We start from the raw sequence: 14,340 nt of genomic DNA on the forward strand, positions 1-14,340 counted from the left end.
TCCCCGGATCAGGCCACGGTCCGCTGGACGTAGGGGACGAGCCGGACCGGGCCGACGAGGCCGTACGCCTGGCGTGTCGCCGTCCCGAACACGCCCGGGTTGCTGACCCGCAGCCGGTTGAACAGCGGGGTGGCGACCTCGACTTCGACCGTGTTGGTGCCCGCGCGGAGCACACCGCCGAGGTCCACCTCGGGGTCGAGGCGGTCCACGGGTCCGACCCGGGTGCCGTTGACGGTCACCCGGCAGGTGTCGCCGACGCTGCCGAGCCGCAGCACGGCCCCCGTGGACGAGGTCCAGTTCTCCGGCAGTGTGACGGTCGTCCGGTAGCGGCCGATGCCGCCCACGTCGGCCAGCTCCGGGATCTGCGACCAGGGCAGCAGCGCGTCGAGGGCCACGGTGTGCCCGACGACCTCGGTGCTGGTGGCGTCGGCGCCGGGCCGCCAGTCGTCGACGGTGAGGGTCCACTGGTCGAGGGCGACGGGCGCGGGCACCTCGGGGATCTGCGCGGTGACCGTGCGGCCGTTCGACAGGGTCGTGACGTACGTCCCTGCCGTCGCGGCACGCACGGCCAGCGAACCGTCCGCGAACAGCACGCTGTCCGCCTCGGTCGCCACCGCGTGCGGACGTGTCCCGGTACGGTCCCCGAACGCGGCGGGCCGCGCCAGCGCGACGACGAGCGTCTCACCGGGCTGGAGCGCCACCCGGAACGTGAACGCGTCCCCGTCCTGGGTGTACTCGGCGAGCCGGGTGACCTGCCCGGTCCAGGGATCCAGCAGATAGGGGACCGTGCCGGAACCGGCGCGCCGGGTGCTGCGCACCGTCACGTCGTGGTCGACGGCGGCGACCGGCGGCTTGACGGTCTCGGCGTGCTTGCCGTTGCAGAAGTAGTAGAAGTCGGCGTCGTCGGTCGCCCGGTGCGCGTTGAGCAGGGTCGAGGGCGTGCCGTAGGCGACGTCGGGCGTCACGCCGAGGTCCGCGAAGGCCGCGCCGACCAGGGTCTTGTCGGTGACCTTGCGGACGTTCGGGAGGGCCAGCAACTGGGCGGTCAGGGCACGCAGTTCGTCGGTCTCGGCGTCGTCGGGGAGGCCCGGGGTGAGGGCCTGGTCGAAGGCGCCGAACAGTACGGTGGGCAGCCCGGCCCGGGCGAACGCGAGCAGCTTGCGGGCGTCGGCGACGGCCAGCGTCGGGCTGGAACCGTAGAAGAAGTCGCCTTCGAGGAACAGCGCCTTGTAGGCGGGCCCGTCCGGCGCGAGCCGCTTTCCGGACACCCTGGCCGAGGGCAGGTCGAGCAGTGGCCCGCTGAGGAACTGGTGGGTCCAGCCGAGCGGGACGCCGGTGGAGGTGAGCCAGGACGCTCCGATGCCGGTGGCGCTGTACCCGGTCTGCCGGAAGACGGCGACGTCGGCGCGGACGGTGCCGGACTGGAGTACCTGGTGCACCCGTCCGAGGTAGCCGGCGATGTCCGGGACATGCTGCCAGGTGGGCTGGCGCGGCCCCCAGGACTCTCCGTACCCCACCGTCCCGTTGTAGGGGCTGAACGCCGCGAACCCGGGCCAGGCGGTCCCCGGCGCCGTCGCGTAGGAGAAGCCGTGGATCACGGTCTGGTTGACGCCCGCCGCGTACGCGCCGCCCATGGTGCGCAGGAACTTGTCCCAGGTCGTGTTGTAGGCGCCGCCCGCGTACGCGCCCGCCTCGCAGGACAGGATGCGGTGCCCGGCCATGTCCCGGCCGCCGGCGAGACAGCGGTAGTCGTCCAGGTTCTTGAAGCCGAGCGACTCGCCCTCGGGGATGTCGAGGACGGCCGCCGAGGCGATGGCGTCGGTCTGGAGGCCGTACGGCTGCGAGCGCAGCTTCATGCCGTGGCCGTGCGCCCAGTCCCGCAGGGCCCCGAGGTGGTGCTCGTTGAACAGGTTCGACACGGTCTCCCAGAAGTCGTGCCGGATCTCCTGGGTGAGCCGGGCCTCGAAGGCGAAGATCTGGTTGCCGTTGTCGAGGACGACGGCCGGCAGGTACGGCAGCAGGTCGCGCCCGGTGTGCCGGCGGAACGCGTCGGGCAGCGCGGGCGTCCACTGCAGGCCCTTGGTCTCCAGCTCGACGGAGTCCTCGAAGAAGGCGCCGCCCGCCGATGCGAGCAGTCTGCGCAGGCCGGCGTCAAGGATCTCGCGGTCCCAGTACCGGGTGACGGCCGCGGTACCGGCCGCGCTGAAGTGGTCGACGACGTACGCGGCGGGGGAGGAGTGCGGGCCCGCCTCGGGCTGCTGTCCCGAACCCCGCTGCCAGTACGCCAGGATCACCCAGGTCGCCGAGTCCGGCGGGGTCCAGGTCAGCGTGGAGCCGGAGACCCGGGCGGTCAGGTCGGTGACGCTGTCGGCATCCAGGCCGGTCGCCTTGCCGCTGGAGTAGGCGGTGTTGACCCGGGCGGCCTGTATCGCGAACAACCGCTGCACGGTCACTCCGGAAGCGGCCGGGTAGACCGAGGCCGGCACCGGTCCGTCGTACCCGGCACCGCCCGTCAACGTGACCTTGCCGTAGACGAGTTCCTTGACCGCCGCCTCGTCGTCGGGGGCGACACCGGGTACGGCGACGGGCCAGCTCGGGCCGAGGGTGAGGTCCACGGTCAGTCCGCGCCGGGCCGCCTGGCGCAGCGCGGCCTTCACACCGTCGCGCCAGGGGGTGCTGCCCCACCCGTGGCGTCGGGTGTCCAGAACGGAGGTGTCGGCGATGCTGTGGTGCACGGCCGCGATCTCGGCCCCGCCGAATCCCGCGTCCGCCATCTGGTCGATCTCCCGCGCGATCTCGGCCGGATCGACCAGCCCGTCCGGCCACCACCAGCGGAACTTCGGCCGCACGGCCTTGGCGGGCTGGGCGAACCAGTCGGCGGCGGGTCCGGCCGCTGCGGAGACGGCACCACCAGGTGCGGCGAAGGCACCGGCCGCAGGCCCGAGAGCGGCGAGGGCACCGGCCGACAGACCGGCCGCAAGCACCGACCGGCGGGTCGCCCCGCCGCGCTGAGAGGAGGATTCGAGCATGGTTCAACCCCAAGTGGTCCCAAGGGCGGTTACGGACAAGGGTGATTGAATCGTTTCAATCGAGGTGGACGCGGGAACGGTAATCCGGCCCTCAAACCAAGGTCAAGAGGTGCGACAACGATTCAAGAGGACCAAGACTGCCGAGGGTTGCCCGCTCGTATCGAGCAACGGCCCTGCGCCGACGCCCGTCAGGCCACCTGGCCGCCGTGCAGCGCGGTGTAGGCGCCGCCCCGGCGCAGCAGTTCCTCGTGCGTGCCGATCTCGCGGATACGGCCCTCGTCCATCACCACGATGCGGTCGGCACCGCGCACGGTGGACAGCCGGTGGGCCACCACGAACGTCGTACGGCCGCGCAGCAGTCGGGCCAGCGCCTGCTGCACCAGCGCCTCGGAGCGGGTGTCCAGTGCGGAGGTGGCCTCGTCCAGCACCAGGACGCGCGGATCCCGGATCAACGCCCTCGCGATCGCGAGGCGTTGACGCTGGCCGCCGGAGAGCCGGGCGCCGCGCTCGCCGACCACGGTGTCCAGACCGTGCGGCAACTGGTCCACGAACTCCAGGGCGTTGGCGTCCCGCAGCGCGGCGCGCACCGCCTCCTCGTCGGCCTCGTCCTCCATGCCGTAGGCGACGTTCTCCCGGACCGTGCCGTCGAAGAGGATCGACTCCTGCGGCACGACCGAGACGAACCGCCGGTAGGTGCGCAGGTCGAGGCCGCTCATGTCGGTGCCGTCCAGGAGCAGCCGGCCGGAGGTGGGCCGGATGAACCCGATGACCAGGTTGAGCACGGTGGACTTGCCGGCCCCCGAGGCGCCCACCAGAGCGACCGTCTCACCCGGGGCGACGTCGAGGCTGAACTCCGCCACGGCCGCCCGCCCGGCGTCCTCGTACTCGAAGCCGACCCGCTCGAAGGCGACCGCCCCACGGACGGCGCTGACCTCCACCCGGCCCTCGTTGTCCTCCAGTTCGGGAGCCTGGAGCACCTCGCCCACCGAACGCACCGACTCCAGGCCCTTGGTGATGACCGGCGCCAGACTCGTCAGCGTCGTCGTGGAGTTGGTCAGCGTGGTGAGGAAGGCGCTGAGCATGACGACGTCGCCGGGCGTGACGCCCCACACGCCGTAGTACGACACCAGCGCGGCGGCGGCCAGGACGGCGACGCCGATCACGTTCAGCACCACCCAGGCCAGCGAGCCGAAGCGGCCGTTGACCAGGTCCAGGCGCATCCCCGAGGTGAGCAGCCGGCTCAGGGTGCCGTCCATCCGGCGCAGCGCCTTGCCCTCCAGGCCGTGGGCCCGGGTGACCGGGATGAGCCGCGTCATCTCGGTCACCCGCGAGGACAGCGTCTCCACCTCGTGGCGGAAGTGCTCGTTGTGGGTCCGCAGCCGCGCCCGCAAACGGGCCACGAGCAGCGTCGCCGCCGGCACCACGACCAGGAAGACCGGCAGGAACTCCGGTGTGCGGACGCCGATGATGACCAGTCCGCCGGCCAGCACGGTCAGCGCGCCCAGACCCTGCTCGGCGGTCTGCTGGACCATCTGCTCGACGGTCTCGACATCCCGTACGACCTTGGCCTGGAGCACGCCGGCGCTGACCCGGGAGTGGTAGCCGATGGACAACTGCTGCATCCGCGTGCAGAGCGCGGAGCGCAGCGTGGTCCCCATCCGGCGGACGCTGCCGTAGAGGAGCCGTACGTACAGCACGTGCAGCGGATAGTTGACCAGCAGGATCGCCATGATGACCGCGACGGACGTCCACAGCCGGGAGACCGGCCCGTGCTGGACGACCGTGTCCACGACGGACGCGGTGATCAGGGGCAGGAGCCAGATGGGGCTGTGCTTGACGGTGAACACGACGACCGCCGCCGCCAGCTTCCGGCGGTCCGCGCGCAGCAGATAGGCGAGCGTCCGGACGGGGTGTTCGCCCCGGTAGCGGTGGTCGAGCGGCCGTTCCGACGTCGACGCCATCGGCGGTGATCCTCCCCTGTCCCTGTCCCCGACCTTCAGCAACCGCTTTCCCCCGGTCCGCGGGCCACCGTACCCTGCCCGGATGGCGTCGGCGCGCCATTTCTGGGAGGGGCCAGGAACCGGTGGTCCTCGGCCCGATGCGTTTGAGCTCCGGGTGAGAGAAGGTAGTAAGGGGGCAGGGGTGCACGGACGGGCGGACGCCCCCGCCGAGACCACCGTCCACATGTCGTCCGGGAAGGGGCAGCCATGGCAGGGTCCGAGGCCGGGGCCGAGAGGGAGATCCTCGGCCACATCACGGAAATGATCAGTCAGGAGAAGGAGCTGCGTGATCGTCTGGCGCGGCAGGAGATCGACGAGCCGACGGAGCACGCCCGCCTCGCAAGCCTGGAGACCGAACTGGACCGGTGCTGGGACCTGCTGCGGCAGCGCCGCGCCAGGATCGAGGCGGGGCAGGACCCGGGCGAGGCGAACGTCCGGCCCGCCTCAGAGGTCGAGGGCTACCTGTCCTGAGGACCGCGCTCGGTCGGCGGGGGTGAATTCGTTTCTGCCCGGTGCAGAGCCGCGCTGAGATTGATCTTGCCGGAACCGGCTTGCTTGGGGGCCAGCCCAGTTGAGCCCAGGCACCCGAGGAACGGCCGGGCAGGCCGACCTCGTCGGCACCGAACTGGAGGACGCCCCTCTTGAGTCGATGCGCGCCCGGAACCGCCGGCTGGCTCCAGGGCCGGGCAGATCGAACCGGAAGCCGGATCTTCCCAGGACAAGGTCGGCTCCGCCCACCTCGAGTACTGTGACTTGGCGTGATCGAATCCGAGATCGAGATCAGCGAGGATCTGGTCCGCGCCCTGCTGCGGGAACAGCATCCGGACCTGGCGGAGCTGCCCATCCGCGAGGTGGAGGGCGGCTGGGGCAACCAGATGTGGCGCCTCGGGGACGAGTTGGCCGTCCGGATGCAGCGGATGGACACGCTCCCCGATCCGCAGCTCAAGGAGCGCCGCTGGCTGCCGGTGCTGGCCCCGCGCCTGCCGCTTCCGATCCCGACCCCGGTGCGGAGCGGGGCACCGTCCGAGCGCTTCCCCAAGGTCTGGACCGTCATGACATGGGTGGAAGGAACGCCGCTGGACCACGGCTCGATCACCCGCGTCAACCACGCTGCCGACACGCTGGCCGCCTTCCTCAAGGCACTGCATGCGGAGGCGCCCGCCGATGCGCCGGACGCCTCGGACTTCGGTGCTCCTCCCAGCAAGTGCACGGACGGCTTCGAGAGCTTCCTGCGGGCCGTGGACCTCGGCCCCTTCGCCGAGGACGACATCCGGGCCGTGTGGGACGGCGCGGTGGCGGCTCCCGAGTGGGAGGGCCCGCGGGTGTGGGTGCACGGCGACCTGCATCCCGCCAACGTCGTCGTCGCGGACGGGACACTGGCGGGCATCGTCGACTTCGGCGCACTCGTCACCGGCGACCCGGCATGGGACCTTGCGGCCGCGTGGCTGCTGCTCCCCGCGGGCGGCGCCTCACGGTTCTTCGACAGCTACGCGGACGCGGACGAGGCGACGGTGCGACGGGCGCGCGGACTGGCCGCGATGAAGTGCCTGTTCCTGATGCTGATGGGCCAGAACGGGGACCGCGGTTTGCCCGGCGGCAAGCCGAACTGGGGGCCGGCGGGCCGGTCGGCACTCGATCGCGTCCTGAAGGGCCTTTGACGTCGGCGGGCATCGACCGGCCCTGGCCGGTTCCCGCACTGGGAACGGGGCCGGCCGGCGAAAAGGATGATCCTGGCTAGCCATTGGTGCAGGTCGGCGGAAGCATCCTCGGCCGGGCCGTGCTCGTCTTGTTGGCCGATCTGGACGGCTTACGGAGACGAAGGCATCTACGGAGGGCATCCGGAGTCTGCAGCCGGTCTTGCCGGCTGGAGTGCCGACGGTCGGGCAACCTGGGCCCCGGAAGGGCGCCTTCCTGACGTGCCTTTGGAGGGATGCACCGCTGCCACCGAGGGGGACCGGGTCTGGCTGATCTGGTGTTCCGGCAGCCGACGGGGAGGCACGTTCTTGACGCGGATCACCCCGTCGACCGGTGAGGTGACCAGTTGGCCCAGCCCCGTACGCGACCCGGACGGGTTCGCCGTGCGCGGCCGTCGAGCAGTCCTGACCAGGCGCGTTCACAACCAGCGGTCAACCGAAGTGGTGCGAGTTGAGTTGGACGGTGACACCTGGAGGGTGACCGAGCGGCGCAGGATTCGGGTGCCCGGACGGCTGGTCATGCACTGTGGTCAGGGTCGTGACGGTCTTCTGTGGCTTCGCACCGGCGACACGTGGATTCGTATCGAAGCCTGATGGCAGCCGAAGACGTCCGGCTCGTGATCGACGGACCGCCTCGGCCGCATCGGCCATTCTGGCCGCGTCGGCAGACCATCGTTCGGCTGCCAAAGGGCTGCTACCAAGCAGGAGTTGCGGCAGGGCTGGTGGCATCTGCGTACATAGGTCGAGCGGGCGGTAGGAGATCCGGTGGGCCCGTGTGGCGACGCCGATGCCAGAGGTGAACTTGCTGCGGACGGCGCAGACGACGACAGGACCGGCGGCGTAAGGGCCCTGGTGGGATGGGGAGGTGAGCCAGAGGCCGATGTGGGTCTGCCGGCAGGTTGCCGGCCTCGCACCCTGGTTTCTGAACCAGGCCAGGACCTAGGCGAATTGGTGGCCTCAGGGATGCTCAGAACAGGGTCGTGCGAGGCTTTCGCGGGGCCCCGGCCACGCGACGGACACGGTATGCGCTCCCGGGGGCGACGCTTCCCCCGCAGGTCCCGATCCGCCCGTCTGCGACCTCGACGAAGGACATCTGACCTGGTGTTTTCTTGGATTCCTCCTAGGCTGTGGACATCTGCCGAACGCCTGCGGGAGGGGTCTTCGTGAGTGGGGAAGGCATGCTCTATGACGCTGCCGACATCGAGGTGCTGGAGGGACTGGAGGCCGTTCGCAAGCGACCCGGGATGTGGGTCGGCTCGACCGGTGAACGCGGCCTGCACGAGATGGTGTTCGAGGTCGTCGGCCGGGCGGTGAACGGGGTTCTGGCCGCGGGCGGTGGCTGCGTCGACGTCACGCTCACACCCGACGACGGCGTGCGGGTGGTGGACGACGGGGTGGAGGTGCCCTTCGAGGACGCCGTGGGAAGCGGCGCCCTGGGCCTCGAAGCTCTGCTGACGAGCCTTCGTACCGGACCGGAGCCCGCTGCCCGGCACATCGCGCTCCTGGGCCACTTCGGTGTGGGGCTCTCCGTCGCCAATGCCCTGTCCAGCCGGCTGACCGCCGAGGTGCGGAGCGGGGGAGTCCGCCGGGTTCAGGAGCACGTCCGCGGCGTTGCGCTCGCTCCGCCCGCCGCCGTGGGATCCACGGGCACAAGCGGGACGACTGTTGCCTTCTGGCCGGACGCCGACATCTTCGAGACGACGCGGTGCTCGTTCGCCGTGCTGGCGGAGCGCTTCCGGCAAGTCGCCTTCCTCAACCGCGGCCTGGAGATCTCCCTGACCGACGAACGCCCGGCGGGAGGGGCCCGCAAAGTGAGCTTCCGTTTCCCGGAAGGTGTACGGGACTTCGTGGCCGCCCTCGACGCGGAGACTGACGCGGCCTTGGCGCAGGAGGTCATCGCCTTCGAGCGGGAGGACCCGAGAATGGCGGGCACGATGGAGGTCGCCCTCATGTGGGGCAGCTCGCGCGAGGAGCGGGTGCGCGGCTTCGCCAACAGCCGGTTCACCCGCGAGGGCGGCACGCACGTGGACGGCTTCCACGACGGGGTGGGGGCGGCGGTCACCGCCTGGGCAGGCAGGTGGGGCCTGCTCACGGGGCACGACGCCGGGCCCGGCACCGGCCGGTTCGGTGGGGGCCTCACCGCCGTCGTGTCGGTGAAGCTGGACCACCCGGAGTTCCTCGGCCCGATCCGCGGACGGCTCGGCGGCGCCGAGGTGCGCGCCTGCGTCGGGGAGGCCGTCCAAGAACATCTCGGCGCCTGGTCCGAGAAGCACCCGGACCGGGCCGCGGCGATGGTCGGTCGGATCATCCGAGATCGTCACCGGGAATGACCGGCGGCGGATGTACTGCACGGCGAACCACGCCGAGTGGGCAGAGCCGCGGGGTGCCGCGACGGCCGGGCGTGAGCCGTCCGGGGACCAGGCGCGCGGGTTCGGAAAGCGCCTGGTCATGGTGGGCTCAGCAGACCGCGCCGCTCGGCCCGGTGGACGAAGGCCCCGGAGGCGCGTTCCAAGGAAAGGACGGCGTCGAGCTCCCGGCGCGGGTGATGAGCAGGTGTCGTGTGCACCCGCCGCCGTGACGCAGCCAGGACTGCGGGTGCGAGGCGGTCCACGGCTGCAGGGGTGGCGACGGCGAGCCTCGTGAAGGCCGTCCCCACGCTTCACCTCGCATGGGCTGGGACCGGAAGAAGCTCACTCGCCTCGCTGCTGTGGGATCCGCTGTCCTCGCACGCTGTCAGAGGCTGCTGAGGAGTGCCAGGCGCTCGGCGCTGGTGGAGTCCTGGTCGGCGTAGTAGACGACGATCAATTGGCGGGCCTGCGGACGCACCATCTTCTCGTAGTGCAGGTCGAGTTCGCCGACCAACGGGTGGTTCAGCCGGGTGAGGCCGGTGTCGCGGCGGCGGACCTCGCGGCGGGTCCACAGGGTGCTGAACCGCTCGCTGGCGACGGTGAGTTCGCCGATGGTCTCCAGTAGCTCCGGGTCGGCCTCGTCGACGTCGATGATGGCGCGCAGTCCGGAGACGGCCTTCGCGGTCATGTCGTCCCACTGCGGATAGAGGCTGCGCATCTCCGGTTCGAGGAAGGCGGCCCGCAGCGGGTTGTGACCGATGGCGAAGAACGGGCACAGGAGCACGGCCAGCCGGTTCGCGGCGACGACCCGTCCGCTGGGCCCCTGGGCATAGGCAGGGGTCTGCGGCCAGCTGTCCAGCAGCGGCTGGAGATCGCCCTGGTTGGTACGGGGGCGGCTGCGCGGCCTGCGGCTGGGTGGGGCGGGGTGGGCGAGGCGGTGCAGGTAGGCGACGGCGTCCTCGTCGAGCTGGAGCGCGCCGGCCAGGGCGGCCAGGATCTGGTCGGAGGGGTTGAGGTTGCGGCCCTGTTCCAGGCGCAGGTAGTACTCGGGACTGATGCCGGCGAGCTGGGCGACCTCCTCGCGCCGCAGTCCGGGGACCCGGCGCCGCTCGCCGACGGGCAGCCCGACCTGCCGGGGGCTGATCTGCCCGCGCCGGGCCCGCAGGAACTCGCCCAGGGTGTCGGCCGTCTCGCGTGTCATGCTCTTGACGCTAACCGCTCAGCAGCCCGAGACGGACCAGGCTCTCCGCGGTGGCCACGACGGCGTCCTCGTTGGAACGAGGAGACCAGTCCAGCTCCTTGCGGGCCTTGGCGTTGGACGCCCGGCGCACCACGCCCAGCTGCGGCACCATCTCACGCAGCGCCGGGTTGACCGTGGCCAGCAGGCGCAGCAGCCAGGCCGGGGCCGTCCCGGTGGGGGCCTTGACGGCGGCCTCGCCCAGCCGCGCACGCAACGCCAGGGCGATGTGGTGGAAGGAGATCGGCTCGCCCGCGAGCGCCAAGTATCGCTGGCCGGCGGCCTCGGGCGCCGTCATGGCACGTAGATGCAGGTCGGCCGCGTCTCGGACGTCCACGGTGTTGGTCCAGATCGGCGGCGCGGCCCGCATTGCGCCGGTCAGCATCGCGTGGACGATACGGATCGAGGCGGAGTAGTCCGGTCCGAGGACCGGCCCGAAGATGCCCACGGGGTTGACGACCGCCAGCTCCAGCCCGTCGCCCTCGCGCTCGACGAAGTCCCAGGCGGCCCGTTCGGCAACCGCCTTGGACTTGATGTACGCGGACACCCCCGGCCCGTCGGTCTCCGTCCAGTCGTCCTCGCCGAACGTTCGTCCGGTCCGCCCGTGACCGTAACCCACCGCCGCGAAGGAGGAGGTCAGCACAGTGCGACGGACACCCGCCTCCCGGGCGGCGCGCAGCACACGCAGGGCCCCGTCACGGGCCGGGACGATCACCTCGTCCTCGTCCTTCGGCAGCGTTCCGGGAAACGGCGAGGCCACGTGGAGGACGTATTCGGCTCCCGCCACCGCCCGGTCCCAGCCCCGGTCAGACGTCAGATCCGCCTCCACATAGGAGACACGGTCCGCGTGCGGCGATCCAGCCACCTTGAGCATCCGCTCGACGTCGGACCGCCGGGTCAGTGAGCGCACCGTGGTCGTGACGGTGTGCCCGGCGGTCAGGAGCTGCGCGATCGTGTGGGAACCCAGAAACCCGGTTCCGCCCGTGACGAGTACATGTGCCATGCGTTCATGGTCGGCAGCCGGGTCGCCGCGTTCCAGATCTCGCCGATACCAGTACTCCCAGGGACAGGCTCAGCGACGCTGCCCCCTTGAGTTTCGACGCACACGCTCTAGGTTCGGTCGCATCGGACAACCCGCCGGTCCTGAACCGCCAGGGCAGCTTGCGCACCGGCGGTGCTTCGGAGCCCGGCGATGTCGCCAGGGCGTCTCAGGTTTCTGACTGCGACCGGTGGTTGTGCGTGCGTGTTCCCGCCGGCGAGCCGCCTCTCGGCGCGCCGCCGCGTGACCCTCCGCGAGCCGAGTTCGTGGAAGGACGATCGGCTATGGGGCCCCAGCCGTGCTCCCGGGGCGCGACCCTCCCGGTTGTGGAGCGGTGCCCCGCCCGGCGGTCAGGCCCCGAGGGGGACGGCGATCCGGCCGGGAAAGCGTGGGGTCTGTGCCTCGTCGAGCATGGCGGCGGCGACCGTCTCCCGGCTGATGCGGGCCGGGAAGAACCGCTTGGGGGTCTCGTTCAGTCCGACGGTGCGGCGCGTCGTACTCGCGGGGCCGTTCGCGAAGGGGCCGGAGTGGAAGACGGTGCCTCCGGCGGCCAGTACGGCGGCGTCGGCGGTGACCTTGTCGGTCAGTTCCGCGCCCAGTGCCGTGAGCAGGGTGCGGGTGGCGAAGCCGGCGGCCCGCGCGGACGGGCCCGTGCCGTAGGCGCCGAGCCAGACGATCCCGCCCGGCCGCGCGTCCAGCACCGCGCGGGAACCGGCGGTGAGGGCGCCGGGCTTGTCCCCCTTGGCCACGCCCAGGCCGGACAGGACGACCTCGCTGCCGCGCAGTGCCTCCGCGATGCTCCCCGGATCGTGTACGTCGGCGGCCACGAGGGTCAGTCGGGGTGAGTCGGGCACGGTGATACGTGCCGGGGTGCGGGCGACCGCGGTGACGGTGTGCCCGCGTTCGAGGGCCTGGCGGGTCAGGGCGAGCCCGACGCCGCCCGAGGCGGCCAGAATGGTCACGTGCACGACGTGTCTCCAGGTTCCGGTTCTCGATGATGTCCGTGGCTGCGGGCCCGTTCAGGCGACCGTGGCCAGGACCCGGACGGCGGGGGTGTGCAGCGCCGGGGCGGTGGCCAGGATGGTGTCGGCGCCCGGGCTCCACGGGGAGCCGTCGATGCGGGTGACCATGCCGCCGGCCTCGGTGATCATCAGGGCGCCGGCGGTGACGCCGGGCAGGACGGGCTCGTACTGCCAGAAGACGTCGTTGTGCCCTGCGGCCACCAGCAGCATCGGGAACGTGGAAGGCACGCCGGCGCGCACCAGCAGGGCGTTGCCGAGCATCGCCGTGATCGACTGCCCGATGCGGCGGTAGGTGCCCTCCTGGTCGGCCTCGGCCTGCCCGGTCACCACGATCGCGGCGTCCAGGTCGGTCTTCGCCGAGACCTGCAGCGGGACGCCGTTGAGGTGGGCGCCCGCGCCGCGCAGCGCGGTATAGGTGAGGTCGCCCACGGGCTGACGCACGACAGCCAGCACGGCTTGCCCGTCGCGCACCAGTGCCACGGTCACCGCCCAATCGGGCAGTCCGTGCACGTGGTTGACGTTGCCCTCGACCTCGTCGACCACCCACCACTCGCCCGGCGGCAGCTCGGCGGTCTCGTACTCGTCCGTCAGCCAGCGTGCCTCGGGGCGCAGTGCGGTCAGTCCCGGGCGCAGCACGGCGAGCGAGACCTGCCCGTCGGCCGTGCCCCTCCGGAACATGTCCTGGCGCCCGGCCGGACGGGCCTGCGTCGAGTACCTGGCCTCCAGGGCGCGGCCGGCCTCGGTGGCGATCCCGACCACGGCGTCGAGCAGCTTCCGGTCCTGGGGTGGCGCGATCGGGGTCGCGGAGGCGTCGGGCGCCGTGGCGGCAGTGGTGTGAACGGTCGTCATGATGCAGTCCTGTCTGTGGAGTTGGGGCCTGCCGGCCTCTCGCGACGTAACGCTACGAGTGCCGTCACATGATTTCCAGTGCACTCTCGTAAGGCCATCAGTTACCGTGGCGCATGTGGATCTGAACTTGCTTGTGGCCCTGGACGCCCTGCTGGAGGAGAACAGCGTCGCGGCGGCAGCCGAACGGCTGCATCTGACCCCGCCTGCCATGAGCCGAACCCTGGCCCGCATCCGCAAGGCCACCGGCGACGACATCCTCGTGCGCACCGGACGTACGATGACCCCCACCCCGCACGCGCTCGCGCTGCGCGAGGAGACCCGGGACCTGGTCGCCCGCGCCACCGCGGTACTCACGCCCGTGACCGCGCTCGACCTCGCAACACTGGAACGCGGCTTCACCCTGCGCTGCCACGACGCGCTCGTGTCGGCGCTCGCCCCCCTCCTGACCGTGGCCGTCGCCGGGGCCGCACCCAACGTCTCGGTCAGGTTTCTCGCCGAGCCCTCCGTCGACGTCGCCGACCTCGCGCGCGGACAGACCGATCTGGAGGTCGGAGCCGCGGCGCCCAGGCGGCCCGAGATCGCCGCCACCCGGGTCGGCGCGGACCGGATGGTGGCCGTGATGCGCGCGGACCACCCGCTGGTCGCCGGCGCGCTCACCCCCGAGCGCTTCGCCGAGGCCGAGCACGTCACCGTCTCCCGCCGCGGACGGCTCACCGGCCCTGTCGACGACGCCCTCGCGGGACTCGGCCTGCGCCGACGCGTCCGTGTCGCTCTGCCCACCACCGCGGCGGCCCTCGAACTCGTCGCCGGCACCACCATGGTCGCCACGGTCGCCGAACAGGTATGCCGACCGGCCTGGACCAGCCTGGGGCTACGCGCCCGCCCGCTGCCCCTCGACCTGCCCCCCGTCCCGGTCATCGTCGCCTGGCACCACCGCTACGACACCGACCCCGCCCACACCTGGCTCCGTACCGAACTCCTGACCGTCCTGCGCACCATCCTCGGCACAACGGCCCCCGACACCGCCCCGACCGCACTGGTGGACGGCACCTGAAGCCTGCCGGAATCCCATGGGGGGGTCGGCAGGCTTCAGGGCTGAGGGACAGCGGTCACGGATGCCCG

At 71.7% G+C, this 14,340-nt stretch carries 10 protein-coding genes; 4 read left to right on the forward strand and 6 right to left on the reverse strand.

Going from position 1 to position 14,340, the window contains the following annotated elements; translation table 11 throughout:
- Window positions 1-8: 8 nt before the first annotated feature.
- Window positions 9-3,029, reverse strand: coding sequence for a glycosyl hydrolase (locus tag ACZ4UV_RS50800; RefSeq protein WP_467849717.1), 3,021 nt, complete (start codon window positions 3,027-3,029; stop codon window positions 9-11).
- Between the two features lie 188 nt (window positions 3,030-3,217).
- The gene (locus ACZ4UV_RS50805) at window positions 3,218-4,990 is read right to left on the reverse strand and encodes an ABC transporter ATP-binding protein (protein ID WP_451020028.1); all 1,773 of its coding nucleotides are present in this window, start codon (window positions 4,988-4,990) and stop codon (window positions 3,218-3,220) included.
- Between the two features lie 246 nt (window positions 4,991-5,236).
- On the opposite strand from ACZ4UV_RS50805, the gene ACZ4UV_RS50810 reads away from it, so the two are divergent.
- The 3 genes from ACZ4UV_RS50810 to ACZ4UV_RS50820 all read left to right on the forward strand — a co-directional run bounded on the left by ACZ4UV_RS50810 (window position 5,237) and on the right by ACZ4UV_RS50820 (window position 9,053).
- The gene (locus ACZ4UV_RS50810; RefSeq protein ID WP_390044619.1) at window positions 5,237-5,500 is read left to right on the forward strand and encodes a DUF2630 family protein; all 264 of its coding nucleotides are present in this window, start codon (window positions 5,237-5,239) and stop codon (window positions 5,498-5,500) included.
- Window positions 5,501-5,787: 287 nt separating this feature from the next.
- Window positions 5,788-6,687: a phosphotransferase gene (locus ACZ4UV_RS50815; RefSeq protein WP_467849722.1), complete on the forward strand. Its 900-nt coding sequence runs from the start codon at window positions 5,788-5,790 to the stop codon at window positions 6,685-6,687.
- 1,214 nt (window positions 6,688-7,901) lie between these two features.
- Window positions 7,902-9,053 carry a DNA gyrase subunit B gene (locus tag ACZ4UV_RS50820; RefSeq protein ID WP_451020030.1) on the forward strand — a complete coding sequence of 384 codons (1,152 nt, stop codon included), beginning with the start codon at window positions 7,902-7,904 and terminating at the stop codon, window positions 9,051-9,053.
- A gap of 403 nt (window positions 9,054-9,456) precedes the next feature.
- Here the strand turns inward: ACZ4UV_RS50820 and ACZ4UV_RS50825 are convergent, their stop codons facing one another.
- The 4 genes from ACZ4UV_RS50825 to ACZ4UV_RS50840 all read right to left on the reverse strand — a co-directional run bounded on the left by ACZ4UV_RS50825 (window position 9,457) and on the right by ACZ4UV_RS50840 (window position 13,218).
- A complete protein-coding gene (locus ACZ4UV_RS50825) occupies window positions 9,457-10,272 on the reverse strand; it encodes a helix-turn-helix domain-containing protein (RefSeq protein WP_451020031.1) in 816 nt (271 codons plus the stop codon).
- A 10-nt stretch (window positions 10,273-10,282) separates the two neighbouring features.
- Entirely contained in the window at window positions 10,283-11,311 is a 1,029-nt protein-coding gene (locus tag ACZ4UV_RS50830; protein WP_467849727.1) for an SDR family oxidoreductase, read from the reverse strand.
- A 386-nt stretch (window positions 11,312-11,697) separates the two neighbouring features.
- Entirely contained in the window at window positions 11,698-12,315 is a 618-nt protein-coding gene (locus ACZ4UV_RS50835; RefSeq protein ID WP_467849730.1) for an NAD(P)-dependent oxidoreductase, read from the reverse strand.
- A gap of 51 nt (window positions 12,316-12,366) precedes the next feature.
- Window positions 12,367-13,218 (reverse strand): inositol monophosphatase family protein, encoded by an 852-nt coding sequence (locus tag ACZ4UV_RS50840; protein WP_467849735.1) that lies wholly within the window; start codon window positions 13,216-13,218, stop codon window positions 12,367-12,369.
- Window positions 13,219-13,333: 115 nt separating this feature from the next.
- Between ACZ4UV_RS50840 and ACZ4UV_RS50845 the strand changes: the two genes are divergently transcribed.
- Window positions 13,334-14,272: a LysR family transcriptional regulator gene (locus ACZ4UV_RS50845; protein WP_451016636.1), complete on the forward strand. Its 939-nt coding sequence runs from the start codon at window positions 13,334-13,336 to the stop codon at window positions 14,270-14,272.
- Window positions 14,273-14,340 lie beyond the last annotated feature (68 nt).

Source organism: Streptomyces sp. NPDC028289, assembly GCF_055565975.1.